This window comes from Arthrobacter sulfonylureivorans (assembly GCF_022637435.1).
Taxonomy (GTDB): Bacteria; Actinomycetota; Actinomycetes; order Actinomycetales; family Micrococcaceae; genus Crystallibacter; species Crystallibacter sulfonylureivorans.
In genome coordinates this window covers 2936206-2953774 of sequence record NZ_CP093326.1, presented here as the reverse complement: position 1 = coordinate 2953774, position 17569 = coordinate 2936206, and the positions used below count along the sequence as shown (strand labels likewise).

General features: G+C 63.4%; 8 protein-coding genes. All 8 read left to right on the top strand.

All coding sequences use genetic code 11. The features are described from left to right. Window positions 1–447 precede the first annotated feature (447 nt). The 8 genes from MNQ99_RS13565 to MNQ99_RS13530 all read left to right on the top strand — a co-directional run bounded on the left by MNQ99_RS13565 (window position 448) and on the right by MNQ99_RS13530 (window position 17443). Window positions 448–3093 carry a helix-turn-helix domain-containing protein gene (locus MNQ99_RS13565; RefSeq protein WP_241913296.1) on the top strand — a complete coding sequence of 882 codons (2646 nt, stop codon included), beginning with the start codon at window positions 448–450 and terminating at the stop codon, window positions 3091–3093. Continuing rightward, window positions 3090–5762, top strand: coding sequence for a LuxR C-terminal-related transcriptional regulator (locus MNQ99_RS13560; RefSeq protein ID WP_241913295.1), 2673 nt, complete (start codon window positions 3090–3092; stop codon window positions 5760–5762). Before MNQ99_RS13565 ends, MNQ99_RS13560 begins: the two co-directional genes overlap by 4 nt. Before the next feature lie 543 nt (window positions 5763–6305). After that, the gene (locus tag MNQ99_RS13555) at window positions 6306–7808 is read left to right on the top strand and encodes a sugar transferase (protein ID WP_241913294.1); all 1503 of its coding nucleotides are present in this window, start codon (window positions 6306–6308) and stop codon (window positions 7806–7808) included. Window positions 7809–8023: 215 nt separating this feature from the next. After that, a complete protein-coding gene (locus MNQ99_RS13550; protein ID WP_241913293.1) occupies window positions 8024–8461 on the top strand; it encodes a hypothetical protein in 438 nt (145 codons plus the stop codon). Further along, a complete protein-coding gene (locus tag MNQ99_RS13545) occupies window positions 8458–9735 on the top strand; it encodes an MATE family efflux transporter (RefSeq protein WP_241913292.1) in 1278 nt (425 codons plus the stop codon). The genes MNQ99_RS13550 and MNQ99_RS13545 overlap by 4 nt, the downstream gene beginning before the upstream one ends. 322 nt (window positions 9736–10057) lie before the next feature. Beyond that, window positions 10058–14695 (top strand): PKD domain-containing protein, encoded by a 4638-nt coding sequence (locus tag MNQ99_RS13540; protein WP_241913291.1) that lies wholly within the window; start codon window positions 10058–10060, stop codon window positions 14693–14695. Window positions 14696–14850: 155 nt separating this feature from the next. Then, window positions 14851–16233, top strand: a complete 1383-nt coding sequence (locus MNQ99_RS13535; protein ID WP_241913290.1) for a Wzz/FepE/Etk N-terminal domain-containing protein — start codon at window positions 14851–14853, stop codon at window positions 16231–16233. Then, the gene (locus MNQ99_RS13530) at window positions 16226–17443 is read left to right on the top strand and encodes an O-antigen ligase family protein (RefSeq protein WP_241913289.1); all 1218 of its coding nucleotides are present in this window, start codon (window positions 16226–16228) and stop codon (window positions 17441–17443) included. Before MNQ99_RS13535 ends, MNQ99_RS13530 begins: the two co-directional genes overlap by 8 nt. Window positions 17444–17569 lie beyond the last annotated feature (126 nt).

The window sequence follows — 17569 nt, the reverse complement described above, 5'->3', positions numbered from 1 at the left end:
GTCACAAAACCGTCGATTGGCTCGTCCTAGCGCGGTTGCCTAGAATCGAGGTAGCCATAATGGCTCCTTGAACGGGGGTCGACGATGGGCGGCCTCTGAGACTGGGCCACCCCCCATCCCATCGTCGGCCCCTTTCCAATGCCTGCGACCTGCCGGCAACACCGCTTCGCAAGTGACGCCGCGGTTACGGGATCTGCCACGACCACCATGCCTGCCTTGTGCGGTATCCGCTGAGACATGATGCAGCCTGCAGGCCAGTTTCGTGGCGTCAATGTACCTCCGTAGCCCCGAAATATTGGCCCTGTTGGGATTGGCGTTTTGCAGGTACGCTAAGCAACAGCCAGCAGGGATGCTCATCGAGCGGGGGGCCTGCGGCTGTGTCTAAACATTGTTGATCCGAACTTGGGGGTTCGGGTTGAGCATTAACGGTTTCTTGGGGGGACCGGAATGACCCAGCTTACTTTGTCGTGGCCTTTCTCCGGCCGCACAGTTCAGGTCGAGGCTCTTGAGTCGCTGTTGTCGGGTCCTGGCCGCCGAGGCGTCGTTGTAGTCGGCGAAGCTGGAGTGGGGAAGACTGCACTGATCCAGCATGTCCTGCGGCGCTCTGGAGGCCAGGCGCATGTGGTGCATCTGCGCGGTTCTGCTTCACTCGAAGGCACGTCCTACAGTGCCTTTAACGTTATCCTCAGCCGGCATCATGCGGAGTTGGCACATCCGTTGCGGATCCTCGCCGGCATCTCCGATGCGATCCGGACCGAGGCAGCAGGCCTGCCCGTCATCATGTTCGTAGATAATGCGGAATCTCTGGACAGCCGTTCCGCCCTGACCGTTGCCCAGTTGGCCGCAGCGGGCATCGTGACTCCGGTGGCCGCGGTACGCGATCTGACCCTAGCCCCGGAGCTGATGCGCATGTGGACTGACGGCGCACTGGAGCGGCTTGATCTGGAAGGGCTCTCGCTCGAGGAATCCCGGGACATGCTCGGCGAAGCCCTCGAGGGCCCTATGTCTGAGACCGCTGTCCTGCAACTATGGGGAACGTCACATGGAAATCCGATGCTCCTTCAAGCGCTGGCAGGGGAGCAGCGAGACGCTGGCCATCTGTTGCAACGCGATGGCGTGTGGGTTTGCCGCGATGACCTGATCGAATATGGGGGGCGTGTTGCCGAAGCCGTTGATCTTAGTCTGGGATTTCTCACGGCTGCCCAGCGCTCCCTGCTGGAAGTATGCGCTCTGGTAGAGGAACTGCCGCTATGGGTGGCTACTGGATTAGCGGGACGGGATGAAGTGGACCAACTGGAGTCCCACCGGCTGGTCAAAATCAGCTTGGCCGACGGGCCTGTTCTGACTTTGAGTAGCCGGTTCCTCAGCGAGGTCATCCGCGACAATGTACCTCCCGGCCGGGCTAACAGGCTGCGTGAGCGGCTCGAGGCACTCGCCGAGGCCACCGACTTAACGCCGAACGGCAGGATCGCTCACACCCTGTGGCGGATTGAATGCCGGATGGAGACGGACCACGGGCACGCCTTCGAGAGCGCCCGATTGGCGAACCAAGCAGGTAGTTACGAGACATGCCTGCGGATCCTCGACTCCTTGGGGAACAGACGTCGTGATCCGGAAGTAGCCCTGGTTCAGCTAGTTGCGCTGGTAGGTTCGGGACAACAGAGCCGGGCCCGTCAGTTGCTTGCGTCGCTTGACGCCGTGGACTTCGACCTCAGCTCACAGGTGGAACTAGACCTTGCCACGGCGCAACTGGCCAGTAACAGCGGCGATCATGAATCAGCCCAGCGGGCAATTGCTGCTGCGCGAGCCAGGATAACTAGCGACCAGGCCGGCGCCGTCAACGCGGAGCTACGCCTTCGGATCGAACTGGCAGCAGCTGAGCTGTTGGCCCGTGATGGTCAACATGCGTCATCGATTCCGGGATTGGAGCAGGTTCGACAGGATCTGACAAGCAACGGAGGGGAACAGTCACTACGTGCGGGCTGCCTCCTTGCCGAAGCCATGGCAGTAGCCGGCAGAAACGAGGACGGGTTACAGCTCGCCCAGACGCTGGTGGAGCGACTCATGCGGGAGGGACATCCCGCCGACCTGCTGGAATCCGCCGCCAGGGGCCTGTCCGTCGTCCGCCTTACTGCCCGGGAGTGGCATCGCCGCGACACCGTTTCCGCTGTCGGCCAGTCTCCTGAGGCTGCGCAGAGGCAAACCCCAAGTGCAACTCCAAGCGTGGCGGAAGGAGTCATGGACGTCCATTGCGGCCGCGCGGCTCAGGCTTTGAAGACGCTCCGCCCCCTGGTCAGCCAGCTACGGCAGTATGATCCTGACGGTCTCGTCGGTATCGCTTCGGCGGCGGCCGCTTACGCGAGTTGCTTGTGCGGCGACCTAGAAGAGGGTCGTCATTATCTTCGCCAGGCTCAGGAATGCCGGACCATCCACAGCAGGGCTGCCTGGATCTTCGACTGCGATAGGGACTACTTCCTGGCCATGGCAGCTGCCTCCTTCTCATCCAAAGATTTGGCCGCGGCGAAGCTGCTCGAACAGGCCGACCATCACCGTGTACGAGGAGCGCTGACCGCTGAACTGTTTGCCATCAGCGGTGCCGTCCGCCTCGGAGACTCCGCTGCCGCGGAAGAACTGGCCATTAAGGCCTCTGTTGTCCAAGGCACATTCGCCCGGCTCTGCGAGCACTACGGCAAAGGGCTCGCAGGCGGAGATCCTGAACAACTCCTGTTGGCTGCCGAGCATGCGCACCTGATCGGCAATGACCTCTTTGCCCTCGATGCTGCCCTGGCTGCGGTCTCGCTGGCGGAGGACGCTAACGATGTGGCGAGAACCTCAGCGGCAAGGGCGCGCACCCAGCAGTATCGTGCCCTCTTGGGCCCGGTCGGCGTGCAGGGTGAATCACACACCCCGCTCACCGCGAAGGAAACGGATATCGCCTTGCGCGCGGTCGGCGGACTGACGAACCGACAGATCGCAGATGAACTAGTCGTGTCCGTCCGGACCATTGAGAGCCATCTGTACCAGATTTACGCCAAGCTTCACGTCAGTGGCAGGTCGGAGCTCTCAGATGTGCTTGAGGTGTACTCGAAATGACCCCCTTCGGCGCGGGGGACGATGCATTTATCGGCCGCGCTGTTTTACGGGAGGATGTCAGGGGGAGTCTGGTCTCGGACGTGGTGGATGGCGCAGTGGTCGTGGCCGATGCCGGGATGGGGAAGTCCGCGCTTGTCCGCCTCGTTCTCAAGAACCCGGTGGACAGATCTCTGCCCCTCTGGATCCAAGGGTCCCCGGTTCTTAAGTCTGTCCCGTTCGGTGCGATGGCGCCGCACTTATTCCTCGAGGCCTCTGCGGACACCCTGTCCGCGCTCACGGTCCTGCGCGGCTTCCGGGAGTTTCTGGAGGCCGTCCAAACGGATTATGGGGTCCGGCCGGTAGTGGTTGTTGATGACGCGCAGTATCTCGACGAGGACTCCGCATTGCTCCTTGCCCAGCTGACCGCAGCCAAAGAAGTGCGGCTGGTGGTGCTCACGCGGTCGATTACAGGGCTACCGCATGACCTGCTTGCGTTGAGCAAAGACGGACTGCTGCGTCGAGTCGATCTTCCGCCGTTGACGGCTGCAGAGGCACACAGGTTGTGCGCCGCTCATCTGGGAGGCGATGTGCTGCCGTCCGCAAGCCGTTATTTCCACGCCGCGGCGCGGGGCAATCCCATGCTCGTGAAACTGCTTGTTAACCGTAGTCGAGGCGTTGGCCACTTGCTGCAACGCAACGGGGTCTGGGTGCTGTCGGGAGCACCGCCCAAGCCAGGTCGTCTGATTGGTGATCTGGTGCAGGCACAGCTGTCCAGCCGGACCGTATCGGAACGGATGCTGCTGGAAACCGTTGGACTGGGTGAACCTGTGCCGCTGTCGGCTCTGCTAGCCATCGGGGACCCGTCGGCAGTGGACGCCCTGGAAAATGACGGTCTGATTACGCATGAAGACTGCTCGACTGGCCTCACCCGGTTAACGCAGCCGATGGTCGGCGCGGTTATCCGCGAAACCGTACCCATTGGACGCCGCATGGCTCTGCGGAACGCACTGATGCAAGTTTATGACCCGGAGGATGAACCGGCCGGAAGCACGCTCCGCTGGGTAGAGTGGTCGCTTGACTGCGGTAGCCCCGTGTCCCCCAGCGGCCTGCTGCGCGCGGCAGCGGAGGCGAACCAGCGGTGCGATCCGGACTTTGCCATTCGGGCTGTCACAAATATAACGGACCCGGAGCTGACGGTGGAGGCGGGAGTTGAACTTGCCTGCGCAAAGATGCTCCGAAATGAACTTGATGCTTCGGAGGAACTCCTTGGCGGCCTCATATCTGCTGCGACGAGCCTGACAGCGGCCGAAGCTGCGGCATGGACGTCTGCGCAATTTCTCTACGCGGCCAAAAAACCGGGATCATGGGTAGGCAATTACGCCGTGGAATGGCGCACAGTCATTGAACGCATAGCCGGGGAGTCGGATTCAGATGCCAGCGCCGAGCACCTGAATGATGCTCGGCTCAGTAACAAGTTGCTGGAGTGCTACGCCCTGAACTGCGAAGGCCTCTACTCGAACTCGCTGGCGCAATTGGCTGCCGTGGTCGAGCAGAATGACATAGCACCGGTCAATCGAATGTTGGCGCTGGCCTTGGTGGGCGAGGCTCTGGGTCTCTCCGGGAACATAGAATCAGGGATTCAGGCCAGTATCGAAGCCATGCAATTGCTAGCCGCAGGCGGACGCGCCACGGAGGTTCATACGGGACTGGTACTTTGCCGGCACCTCGAACTGCTGATCTTGGGGGGCAGATGGGAACAGATCGAAGACGTCTTCGCCTCATATCCGTTCACCGAACCCTGGGCATGGAATCACTTTGGCGGGATAATCGGTCTGACTCAGGCAAGGGTATTGTGCCGGCAAGGCCGGTTTGACCTGGCTTTACCTCAGATCAGCATGAGTATCGAAGCGCTGCACCAAAATGACATGGAACAGCTGCTGCCGCTGGCCCTGGGCATGGGCGCCTATGCCGCGGCGGTCTGCGGCGAGAGGGAACTGGCAGAACAGTACAGTGCCGAACTCGAGGGGACTCGTGCCGCCGGTCATGCCCATACCTTGATGCTCGGCCGCTGTTACGGAGTGGCCGCGCGGGCCGCCATGGACGAAAAATCCGCGGAACTCATGGAACTGGCGGACCGGGTGGCAGACCAGGGCATGGTCGCCGTAGAAATGCACGCACTGGAGCTGGGGCTGCATCTAGGATTTCCCCACATACTGCGCCGCCTTGTCGGCACTGAGCTTGATGATGAGGGGATGGACCGCCGGATTCTGGCCCAGATAGCGAAAGCCCATGTCGAAGGAGACCTTGAAGCCCTGGCATCCGCTGCAGCCAATGCCAAGGACGCCGGCTTCACGCTGATAGCAGCCGCTTGTCTGGAAAATGCGCTCGTGTGTGCCCAGGACCTGCCCCGCCATCCGAAGCTCGCCAAGCTGCGCCGGGAAATCATTGCTGCCCGAGAGCAACTGTCGGAGGTCGCGAAGCCGGTGCCGGCCAAGGCGGCAGGAGCGCTGCCGGAACTGACCCGCCGAGAGTCGGCCATTGCAGCACTGGTGCGAAGCGGCGCTTCGAACAAGGAAATCGCCAGCGAGCTCGCCGTCTCCACTCGCACGGTGGAAGGCCATCTCTATCGCATGTTTTCGAAGCTGGGAATCAGCCGACGCGAAGAACTCCCGAAACTGATCGGCAGGTAATAGCAGTGCTGCGGCGGCTGCTCAGCGCCCGGCTGCCCTGACGGCCTGCTGGGTATTTGGTGAATCGTACTTTCGAGTACCCGTCCGCGGGTACTGAGTGGGCGCCCCCAGCTGGCTAAAAGACTTCGGGAAAAACCCAGTGGTCAGTACTCGTGAGTGCCCATGACCGGATCCGTAGGCTTCAGGACACGAAGAACTTCTCAAACGGTTTTGCCGTTTGTTGGGGTTTAGCTGGGGGTTCAGTTGGGGTTCGAAATGATAGATCGTCTTTCCGTGGGAAAAGTGCGGCCTGCCCGCTCTCCCATCGGTAATCGCGCGTGTTCTGCCGGCCGGCGGGGAAATCCCGCCGCAGGGAGCACGCGGATCGCCCTGCCCGCTGCTGCACAGACGCAGTCGCGCCGAGCCAGGGCCCCTATACGGAGCCGGCGGCGCATGGGCTTGAGTTTGGAGCCCTGCCCCCAGCCGCCGCCGGCTCCTTCCACGTCCAGACCGGGATGCCGCCCCGGTTCCAGATCTCGATGCTCAGGCTGAGGGAGAATCGTCGTGCATAGTCCTACGACCCTGACCCGCGAATTTGGCTTTCGAATAGCCGTCCCCCGACCGCAGAAAAACGCTGCGGTTCACTCAGGAGTCTCGTGGCGCCGGCGCTACCTGCTGATGCTCCGGCTCACTGACGGTTTACTGATCGCCGCGACGATGGTCGCTTCGACTATCTGGCTGGACGCGGCCTCGCAGGAGCCAACGACCAGAACCCTCCTTGGCCATCCTGCGGCTGCGGTGTTCGTCGCCGTGGTTTGGTTCGGCATGACCAGCTTGATGCGAACCAGGGACCCCAGATTGATAGGTTTCGGCGCAGGGGAGTACAAGCGTGTCGTCGACGCCAGCGCCGTGACCTTTGGACTGGTGGCCGTTTGTTATGTGTTTCTGGACTCTCCCGGCCCGCGGGGATTCTTCTTCCTGACTTGGCCCGCGGGGCTGATCTTGCTGCTGGCGGGGCGATGGGCCTGGCGCAACTGGCTCAATTACCAGAGCCGTTTCGGGCACTACCTATCCAAGGTCATCGTGATGGGCAACCGCCAGGACGTACGGTACGTCGTGGCGCAGATCGCCCGGAAATCGGGTGCTGCCTACGACGTCGTCGGTGTGGCTTTGGAAGGAAAGGTGAAGTTCCCGGCCCTGCAGGTCGGAAAGAACGCCGTGCCCGTCGTAGGGAATTTGGATTCGATACAGGACGCCGTGGCTGCCAGTGGCGCTGACGCGGTCATAGTCGCCGGACAGCTGCACCGAGGGAATGGGTACATCCAGCGGCTCAGCTGGGAACTGGAGAAGACTTCCACGGAACTTGTGGTCGCCTCCGCCCTGACCAACGTTGCCGGTCCGCGCATCCGCGTTCGGCCCGTTGAGGGCCTGCCTTTGATGCATGTTGAACTTCCTTCATTCACAGGAGGCCGGCACGTTATCAAGCGCTGTCTCGACGTGCTCGGCTCCCTCAGCGCCCTGATCATCCTTGCCCCGGTCATAGCCATTCTCGTGGTCGCCGTGAAGTTGGACAGCCGCGGCCCGGGCTTTTTCGTCCAAGACCGCGTGGGTAAGGGTGGGCAGACATTCCGGATGTACAAGCTGCGCTCGATGGTGGACAGCGCAGAAGACGAACTCGCACAGCTTCAGCATTTGAACGAAGGCAACTCAGTCCTCTTCAAGCTTCGGGATGACCCCCGGGTTACCCGGGTTGGCCGCTGGATTCGGAAGTATTCGCTGGACGAGTTGCCGCAGCTTTACAACGTCCTGCGTGGAGACATGTCCCTGGTGGGCCCGCGCCCGCCTTTGCACGATGAAGTCAGCAAATACGAGACCCATACCCATCGGCGCCTCTTCATCAAACCTGGATGCACAGGACTGTGGCAGATTAACGGCCGCTCTGATCTGGACTGGGAGGAGAGTGTCCGGCTCGACCTCTATTACGTGGAGAACTGGTCGGTCTTGGGGGACCTCATCATCATGTGGCGGACAGTGAAAGTCATGCTGAATCCAGTGGGGGCCTACTGATGAAAAGAAGCCGGGGAATCGTGGCCGCCGCGGCACTGATTGCCGCGCTGACCTCGTGCTCCAACACCGGTGCCGGGGCAGGCCAGCAAGCTGCACCTGAAGCCGCGGGCGCTTCGGCGGCGCCATTCGATGACCCCAAGCCAAGTCCGGAAGCAGGGGAGCCTGAGGGCCCCATCGGGGGTCCGGCGTACGAGGCAAAGGAGCCCGGGTTCGTCATGGTTGATCGCCGGGGTGGCGGGAAGCAGAAGCGCATAGCGGTGTCGGCCGCCCGTTTCAACGACGCAGCGAAGTACGACGACGGGGTTACCGTCTCGACCGGCGGCTTCAGCGAGGGGGTGGTCACCGAAGAGGGCACCGGCGCGATGACAGGAGCAACGTACGTCCTCTTCACGGTGAAGGTCCGCAACGGTTCGGAGCACACGCTGGATCTATCGGCTGTAGTACCCACCATGGTTTACGGGCCCGATCAGGTACCGGCCGCGCCGCTTTACACTGGCGTCCAGGTGGCGGATCTGGTGGGCAAGGTGGCGGCCGGCGCTTCGGCGGAAGGAACGTACGCCTTCATGGTCCCGGAGGATGCAACGAAGACGGCGCTGTACCTAGACCTCAACGGCACACATGCTCCGGTCACCTTCACGGGTGACCTGCCGTGATCTCGAGGCGGATTCCGGTTTCCCTCACCGGAGCCCTATGGGCGCTCGCCGCGCAGGCCAGCCAGGCCGTCGGCAGCTTCCTCATCATGGCCCTCGCGGCCAGGACGCTGGAGATCGAAGAGCTGGGCAAATTGGGCGTCTTATACGGTGTGTTGGTGCTCTGCGCGGCGACGACCAGCGGCTTTGTTGGAGACTCCCTCACGGTGCTGGACCGCTCGGGCAGAAGACTCCGGGCCGGCATGCAGCTGTGGCTGCTGACTTTGAGCTGTGCCTGCGGAGTCCTCGTGCCGACCATTAGCTTTGCCATCGGCTTCGTGTCCGGGGTTGAAGCGCTCCTGCTCGGGCTGGCCGTTGCTGCCTATCTTGTCGAGGACGTGCTGCGCCGGCTGCTGATGGCACATCTAGGCTTCGCCCGGATCGTCGTGATGGATCTGTCGGTCACCTGCGTCGCGCTGTCTATGGTGTGGCTGCAGAATGTGAACGGGCACCCGTCGCTGACCGGATACCTGGCCGCGATCGCCTGCGGCCAGTCAGCGGGAATAGTTGTCGGAGCGGCACTGGTACCTAGGCCCGACCGCTACCTGGTGCGGTTCAGGGGGGCGGATTGGAACGCCGTTGCCGCGTACGGATCCTGGCGAGCGGCCCAGCAGATGCTTCGACCGGGCCTGATGACGGCCATGCGGCTGGCGCTGATGATCCTGGTGACGCTCGCTGCGACCGGCCAGCTGGAGATTGCGCGCATTTATGCGGCCCCCGCCATGCTTTTTGTCGGCGGGATTTCTTCCTACCTTTTCGCTGCCTACGCTAAAAACAGGGCATCCACGGTTGCTGCGCTCCTGGCTCAAGCAGACCGTGCCTTACTCATCGTGCTGGGCATTACTGCCACAGGCGCGGCAGTTGCATTGTGGGCGCTGCCCGTTGCCGGGCCGCTGGCAACCGGCCAGACCCCCGACTTCCTCGCAGTCGCCGGCTGGCTGGCCTATGCCGCCTCGGTGGCCATCGTCTCTCCTTACGGAGCATTGGCTGCCATTAAAGGGAGCGCCAAGCGTGTTTTTGCTCTGCGGTTGGCTGACACACTCGTGTCGCTGGCCTGCGTTGTCCTTATTTTGCACCTAACCGGGGACTTCGCACTGGCACCGTGGGCGGCAGCGCTGGGTTCAGCCCTCGGCGGTACTGCCATTCGACTTCTTTTGCTGGTTCCCCTGAAGCGGGATGAGATGCAGAAGGCCCACATCAGTCCGCCGTACGAAAGGCAGTCGGGTACGCATGTTTGAATCCACACGGAATTTGCACGCACACCAAGGCGCATCCGCGGTGCGGGGAGGTATCCGGCGGAGCCAGGGGCTCCTGATCGCCGCAGCCATGCTGGCCAGCTTGTTTGCTGCGGCACCAGCCCACGCGGCGGAGCCACCAACGGAGGGCATCACGCTGCCACAGACGGTGAGCGCGGACGTTTTGCCTACCCCCCAAATCAACGGAGTGGTCTGGAGCACGGCGGTCAACGGGAACACAGCCTACGCAGTAGGGAGCTTTACCCGGGCCCGGCCCTCCGGAGTTGCAGCCGGAGGCGCGGGCGAAGTAGTCCGGAACAACGCCATGGCGTTTGAGATCACGACGGGGAAGATCCTGCCCTGGAACCCGAACCTCAATGCCCAGGGGAAGGACGTGGAAATTAGCCCGGACAAGACACAGATTTTTGTCGGTGGCGACTTCAGCGCCGTAGGCGGCCAGCCGCGCAGCAAGATTGCAGCATTCGATCTTGGCACCGGGACCGTGCAAAGCTTCAGCACAAGCGTCGGCGGTCAGGTGGAGACCATCTCCATCACCGCGAGCACCGTCTACATCGGCGGCTCCTTCCGCAGCGCGGGAGGCCAATCCCGGCTAAATGTGGCTGCCCTCAACCGTTCGAACGGTGCGCTCCTTCCGTGGGCGCCTGTCGTTGACAGCATCGTCCACGGTGTCATCGCCGCGGCTGACAACAGCAGAGTCGTCATCGGAGGTAGGTTTCAACAGCTCAATGGTGAGCGCAAAATCGGAATCGGGGCTGTGCACGGGATCACTGGTGCGTCACTGCCCTGGACCAGCACTCCGATCCCGCAAACCCGAGGGGTTGATACTTCTTGGGTGACCCAGATGATCGAAAAAGACGGCGTCGTCTATGCCGGGGCCAATGGAATGGGAGGGCACTGGTTCGACGGCCGGTTCGCGGCCGACTTCAAGACCGGCGACCTGATCTGGATGGACAATTGCTACGGCTCCACCTCTGATATCGCGGTGATGGACCAGGTCATGTACAGCGTCTCGCACGCACATGACTGTTCCTCCCTGGGTGAGTTTCCGGAGGAGGATCCGCAGGTTTGGAAGCGGGCACTAGCGGAAACCACCTTTGCTACCGGAACGGACCAGGCACCGCCGGGCAGCAACAGCACGTACTCCGGCCAGCCTGTTCCCACGTTGCTGCACTGGTACCCCGCACTTAACACCGGCTTCTTCACCGGCCAATACCAGGGCGGGTGGGCACTAGCCAATAACGACACCTATCTCGTTGCCGGCGGGGAATTCACGTCGGTGAACGGAGTTGCACAACAGGGGCTGGCCGTATTTGCTTCCCGCACTATCGCACCGAACAAGATGCGGCCGGAGTACACCGCCGAACTCAAACCGTCGACCGTTTCGCTCTCGGCTGGATCCGTGCGAGTCGCCTGGCCCACCACCTGGGACTATGACGACGCAACACTCACTTATGAAGTCCTCCGGGACAACAGCCTGACGGCCATCGCCGTCCTCAACGAACCCTCAATCTGGTGGAAGAAGAAGTCGGTCGGCTTCGTCGACACCGGACGCACGCCGGGTGCCACGCACACGTATCGGATCAGGGTCAAGGACCCCTCCGGCAACGAGTACATCGGTCCGCGGTCCGCACCGGTGACAGTGACCGCCACGGCACCGAACGCATACGGCGACGCCATCAAAGCGGATGGCGCCTCGACCTACTATCCATTGAACGAGGCCTCGGGCACCGTTGCCTTCGACCACGCCGGGTTTAACGACGGCGATGCCGGCGCCGGGGTGGACCGCTCCGTGGATGGGGCGGTCCCAGGCAACACCGCCTCGAGCTTCAGCGGCGCGGCCACGGCATCGATTGCCACCCGGAACTTTGCCGAGGCACCGGACACGTTCTCGGTGGAAACGTGGTTCCAGACCACTTCAACCAGCGGCGGCAAGATCGTCGGCTACGGCAATGCGCGAACCGGTGACTCGGGCAGCTATGACCGTCACGTCTGGATGGATAATTCCGGCCGACTCTGGTTCGGAACATGGCTGGGTTATGCCGCCACGGTCAACTCGTCGAAGAGCTACAACGACGGCCAGTGGCATCAGCTGACTGCCACCTTGGGTTCCAAAGGCATGGTTCTCTATGTCGATGGTGTGCGCGTCGCCGAGCGCTCCGACGTGACATCGGGACAAAAATACGGTGGCTACTGGCGGGTCGGCGGCGACAATCTTAATGGTTGGCCGAACCAGCCGAGCTCTACTCGATTCACCGGCAATCTCGACGAAGTTGCGATCTACCCGACCGCGCTTGACCGCCTAACCGTTGCCGACCATTATCGGGCCAGTGGACGTACACCGGATATCGCACCGGTGCCAACAGACGGCTACGGGGCGGCGGTCTTCCGGGACGATCCTGCACTGTATTGGCGGCTGGAAGACGCCGGCGGGCCGACCGCTTCAGACACGAGCCTGTCCGCGAACCCCGCCAACGTTCTGGGCGGAGTGACGGCGGGAGCGCCGGGTGCCATGACCGGTCCGGGCGGCAAAGCCTTCACCTTCGACGGCTCCAGCGGGATGGCCGCCGCCAGCAACTCTGTCAGCAACCCCCGGGTCTACTCCACTGAGGCGTGGTTCAAGACGAGCACCGTCAGCGGCGGCAAGATCATTGGCTTCGGCAACTCGAACAGCGGGCTCTCTAATAGCTACGACCGTCACGTCTATATGCGCGATGACGGAAAACTGACCTTCGGCACCTATACCGGGGTGCTCAACACCACCACAACCTCCCTGCCGTACAACGACAACAAGTGGCACCACGTGGTGGCGACCCAGTCCGAGGCGGGAATGAAGCTATATGTGGACGGCATGCTAGCCGGCACGCATCCGCAGACCGCAGCCGAACCTTACACGGGATACTGGCGCATCGGCGGGGACCGCGTCTGGGACGGGGCCTCCAGCGGCTATTTCGCGGGCACCATTGATGAAGCCGCCGTATATACGACTGCCCTGACGCTGGAGCAGGTCCAGGCGCACTACGCGTTCGGCGGGACCCTGAACAAGGCCCCGGTCGCGGACTTCAGCACCGTCGTCGACGGCAAGAATGTCGTTTTCGACGGGCGGGACTCGGCCGATGAAGACGGCCGGATCGTCACCTACCGATGGGACTTCGGCGACGGTACGACGGGCGAAGGTGCAGGCATCCAACACCTCTACACCGAGGTGGGAACCTACACTGTCACCCTGACCGTCACGGACGACGGCGGCGCCACTGCGAGCAAGCAGTTGGCAGTGACCACGGCCCGGCCGAACGAGGCTCCGACGGCGTCCCTGACCAGCACTGCCACCGGGCTGCGGGTCACCTTCGACGCCGCCGGATCGGCGGATACCGACGGCACGATAGCGAGCTATGCGTGGGATTTCGGTGACGGCGGTACGGGCACGGGCGTGAATCCCTCCCACCGATACACCGCAGATGGCCAGTACCAGGTCACCCTGACTGTCACAGACAACGACGGCGGTTCGGCTGCTGCCACCGTTGAGCTGGCCGTGGTTAATGCAGCGCCGTCCGCTGCGTTCAGTTTCAGCACCGATGGGCTGGACGCTGCTTTCGACGCGGGCGCATCGGAGGATCCCGACGGCGAGGTCTCCGGGTATGCCTGGGACTTCGGCGACGGCAACGCCGGCAGCGGCAATACCGTGTCGCACCGCTATGCGAAGGCCGGCACTTATGATGCCGTGCTAACCGTGACCGACGACCTGGGAGCCAGGAGCACACTGACCCAGAGCCTGACGGTCAACGCGCCCGAGGGGCCGGGAGCCATCTTCAGCAAGGAGGTCACCGGCAGGAACATCCGGCTGGATGCATCCGGCTCCAGCTCGCCCAACGGCACGGTGACCAGCTACGTGTGGGACTTCGGCGACGGCAAGAGCGCCGAGGGAGCCACGATCAGCCACGCCTTCGCCGCCGACGGCACCTACACGGTCACCCTCGTGGTGACCGACAGCAACGGCGGCACCGGGAGCTATACCGAGGACATCACCGTGGCCAATGCTGCTCCGGTAGCCGTCTTCACGTCCACGGTGGACGGGCTGGAGGTCAGCTTTGACGCCGCCGATTCCAACGATCCGGATGGCACGGTGGAATCCTACGCCTGGGACTTCGGTGACGGCAGCCAAGGAACGGGGGCCTCGGTCAAGCACCAGTATGCCGCCGCAGGCGACTACGAGGTGTCGCTGACCGTCAGCGACAACGCCGGAGCCAAAGCACCGGTATCCCGGACGATTTCAGTGGAAGCCAGCCAGGAACCACTCGCATACGCGCAGGACACGTTCGGCCGCAGTGTCACCGGCGGCTGGGGCCAGGCAGACGCAGGGGGATCCTGGCAGCGCGTCGGGTCGGCGGCCAACTTGAGCGTGGTGGACGGCCAAGGTCGGCTCCGAATGGGCAGTCCCGGTGCGGGCCCGAGGGTCACGCTGCCGGGAGTCGAGGCCAGCAACACGGAAATCGCCGTCCAACTCGGCAACGATAAGGCGGCCACGGGCGGCGGCGTTTACAATCACATCGTCGTCCGCGAGGTGCCGGATGTGGGCAGGTACGAGGCAGCAGTCCGGTTCCGTGCCAGCGGCCAGGTGGCGGTGAGCCTGTACCGCGTGCTCAACGGCGTCGAGACGGTCATCGCCAACGAGACGGTCATTTCGGGGCTGGCGGTCCAGCCAGGGGAGTTGCTTAACGCCAGGGTGCAGGCCACCGGGACCTCGCCCACCCAGATAAAGTTCAAGATTTGGGGCCAGGCCTCCTCGGAACCCGCGCAGTGGCAGTTGACGGCTTCCGACTCGTCCCCGGGCCTGCAGGTGCCGGGGCGGATCGGAGTGGGAGCCTACCTGTCAGGCTCGGCTACCAACGCACCGGTCCACTCCCTCTGGGACAATCTCTGGGTGGGCCAGGCTCGGGCTGAGTGATACCACCCCACGCACCCCTCCGGCCGGACGTGGATGGCACGACCGGCCGGCGGTACAACGGGAGCGTAACGGTGCGGGAACGCAGGCCGCCGCCGGGGTGAAGCGGGTGCTATGTTGTGTACACCTCCGGTTGGGGCACTGGAAAGGTGGGGGCAATGGAATTGCGCGACTACGGCCGGGCATTTGTCAGCCGCTGGGTCATCATCCTTGTTCTAACGCTGGCAGGGATCGGCGGCGCCTTGGCAGCCAGCAGCGCGATGCCCAGGGTCTATGAAGCCCATGCCACCCTTTTCGTGAAGGTCGAAACAGGCTCCGGGTCAGCCTATGAAAGATCCCAGTTCAGCCTGCAGCGGGTCAAGTCCTATCCGAGCTTGGTCAAGAGCCCGGAAGTCCTGGAACCGGTGATCCGCGAACTTGACCTTGAGCTCAGCCTGAGCGAGCTCAGGACAAGCATCGAGGCAGACAACCCGCTGGAGACCGTGTTCCTCAATGTCACCGCCCAGTCAGCCGAACCGCAGATGGCGGCCAATATTGCCAATGCGGTGGCCGAACACCTTGGGCGGCACATTCGGCGGCTGGAAACCACCTCCGGAGACAGCAGGGTTACGGTGGCCCCGGAGCTCACAGTCCCTGCGTCGCCGCCGGCCGGTCCTACCTCGCCGCGGACCATCCTCAATGTGGCGGTCGGAGCCTTGATCGGGTTGTCGGCCGGATTGCTCTTCGCCATAGCGGCCTTCCGGTTGGACTCCCGACTGCGCACAAGCCGTGACGTCCAGTCGGCAGTCGGGATGGCGGTAGTGGGACATCTGCCCCGCTACCGGAGCCGGGCCGGCCAGCCGGGTGGGTGGGCCAGTAACAGCAAGCATTGGATGGCGCACCGCGAACTTCTCACCAACCTGCTGTTGGCAGGACACACGGAACTGCCACCGCTGGTGCTGCTGGTCCCAGCTTCGCCCGGGGCCGGCGCCAGTTTCCAGCGCGGGAATTTCGCGCTGATGGTGGCGGGCATGGGTAAGAACATCTGCGTCTTGGAAACCGACTCGGCACTGTCTCCGGCCTTCGGGCAGGAGCCGGACGGCGCTGGTCTGGCCGAAGTCCTCAGCGGGAGGGCGGACCTTGCCGCCGCCATACGGACCGACGAGGCCGGACCGGTCTCGTATATCTTGGCGGGCAAACCTGAGGAAGGGATAGGCCGCAGCCTCGACAGGGCGCGTCAAGCTGTGCCCGTCCTGGACGAACTCAAGGCGCGTTTCGATATGACGCTGGCCGAAAGCGCTGTAACCTCCAGTCCGTTGAACGCGCAGCAGTTGGTTCCCTCCGCGGATCACACGTTGGTCATCTGCCGCTACGGTAAGACCAAAAGGGACGATCTGCGACGGACCTTTGCGGAACTGGCCGCGGCAGGGAATCCGCCCCAAGGGGTGGTCATGACGGGGGTACCATTGCGCAGGCGGCCATCTGCGGTGCCGCTCATCCATCGGGCGGAGGCAGCGGCCGGCCGGCATTCGCGGATCCGCGACGCTGATGTGAATGCCTAGATCCGGCGCCAAGCCAGCCATCCCGTTCGTGATCTGGCTGCTGGTCGTCGTCAGCCTGGTCCGCTGGCGGCAGGGCAGCATCTATAGCGGCGGCGCCGATCCGGTGGTCGTGATCAAGGCACTGATCCAGTGCGTTGCGCTGCTGGTGGCCGTGGTTGTGCTCATCCGCACCCGGGAGCGACAACCGCTGGGTGGGCGCTCGCTGGGCCTGCTGCTGTTGATCGTGGCGGTTTCAGCCATCGGTGCTTACGCGCAGGGGAACACGGAGGCCTCTGCCGTACTGGCCATCCGTGTTGTGCTGTTGGCGGCCACGGTCATCGTTGTGCTGTTGTCGTTCCCGGCCCGGCTGGCCGTGACATCACTGCTAGCAGCCATGGCGGTGGTGGGAGCGTTCAGCGCCATCACCGGCCTCGGTCTGATGCTCTCCGGTGGAAGGCTGGGCGGGGGCATCCCGCCGTTGTCGCCCAACGACATCGCCTCGCTGTGCGGCCTTCCCGCCCTGGGCGTGCTGCACGAGATTGTCCATGGCCGTGCCTCGGGCAGGCTGCTGGTGATTTTCGCGGGACTTTCGGGGCTGGTCCTGGCCACCGGATCCAGGACGGCAATCTTCGCACTGGTCGCCGCGATGCTGGTGGTCCTGCTGCAGGTGCGCAGGCCACCCATCGCCGTCGCCGCCATGGTGCTGGTGGCGGTGCCCGCCATTTTCGCGATCATCGCGTACACACCCACCCTGGCAAATATCGTGAATCGAGGGGACAGTGCCTCGCTGGTCACGCTGAATTCGCGCACCATCAGCTGGGAAGCGGTGTTGGAGATTCCCTTCGACACCTGGGAAAGGTGGGTGGGCAGCGGGCTCTCGGTGAAGCAGATTGCCGTGCTCGGCCAGTATTGGGACGAGCAGGTTTTCGATTCCAGTTGGATTTCGGCGCTGGCCCAGGCAGGACTGGTCGGAGCTGCGCTGCTGGCACTGTGGGTGGCCCGCACCAGCTGGGACAGCCTGCGCACGCCGCAGCTGGGGACCTTCACGAATGGGGCGCTGCTGTTCATCCTGTTCCGTAGCGTGACCGAGAACGGCCTGGTGGATGCCAGCGTCGACTTCGTGGTCTTCTTCACCTTGTCCGTGCTGCTGGAAAAGGCCAGCGCCCGGCCCTTTCACCCAGCAGACCACGGGCCCGTTGGACCGAAGGATCACCTCGCGAAAGCACCATGAGAGCGTGAACCTCGGTGGCCGAGGCTCCGCACGGGTGCAGGGAATCGCCCATCCGGCGGCAGATAGCCCGCACGCTGTGGGCAGCCGCCCTGCTGCGAGTACAGGCGGGGCCGGGCGTCAGTATTG

Coding starts and splice junctions, on each gene's coding strand:
- MNQ99_RS13565 (WP_241913296.1), top strand. CDS start 448: ATGACCCAGCTTACTTTGTCGTGGCCTTTCTCCGGCCGCACAGTTCAG.
- MNQ99_RS13550 (WP_241913293.1), top strand. CDS start 8,024: ATGGTTGATCGCCGGGGTGGCGGGAAGCAGAAGCGCATAGCGGTGTCG.
- MNQ99_RS13530 (WP_241913289.1), top strand. CDS start 16,226: ATGCCTAGATCCGGCGCCAAGCCAGCCATCCCGTTCGTGATCTGGCTG.
- MNQ99_RS13540 (WP_241913291.1), top strand. CDS start 10,058: ATGGCGTTTGAGATCACGACGGGGAAGATCCTGCCCTGGAACCCGAAC.
- MNQ99_RS13535 (WP_241913290.1), top strand. CDS start 14,851: ATGGAATTGCGCGACTACGGCCGGGCATTTGTCAGCCGCTGGGTCATC.
- MNQ99_RS13560 (WP_241913295.1), top strand. CDS start 3,090: ATGACCCCCTTCGGCGCGGGGGACGATGCATTTATCGGCCGCGCTGTT.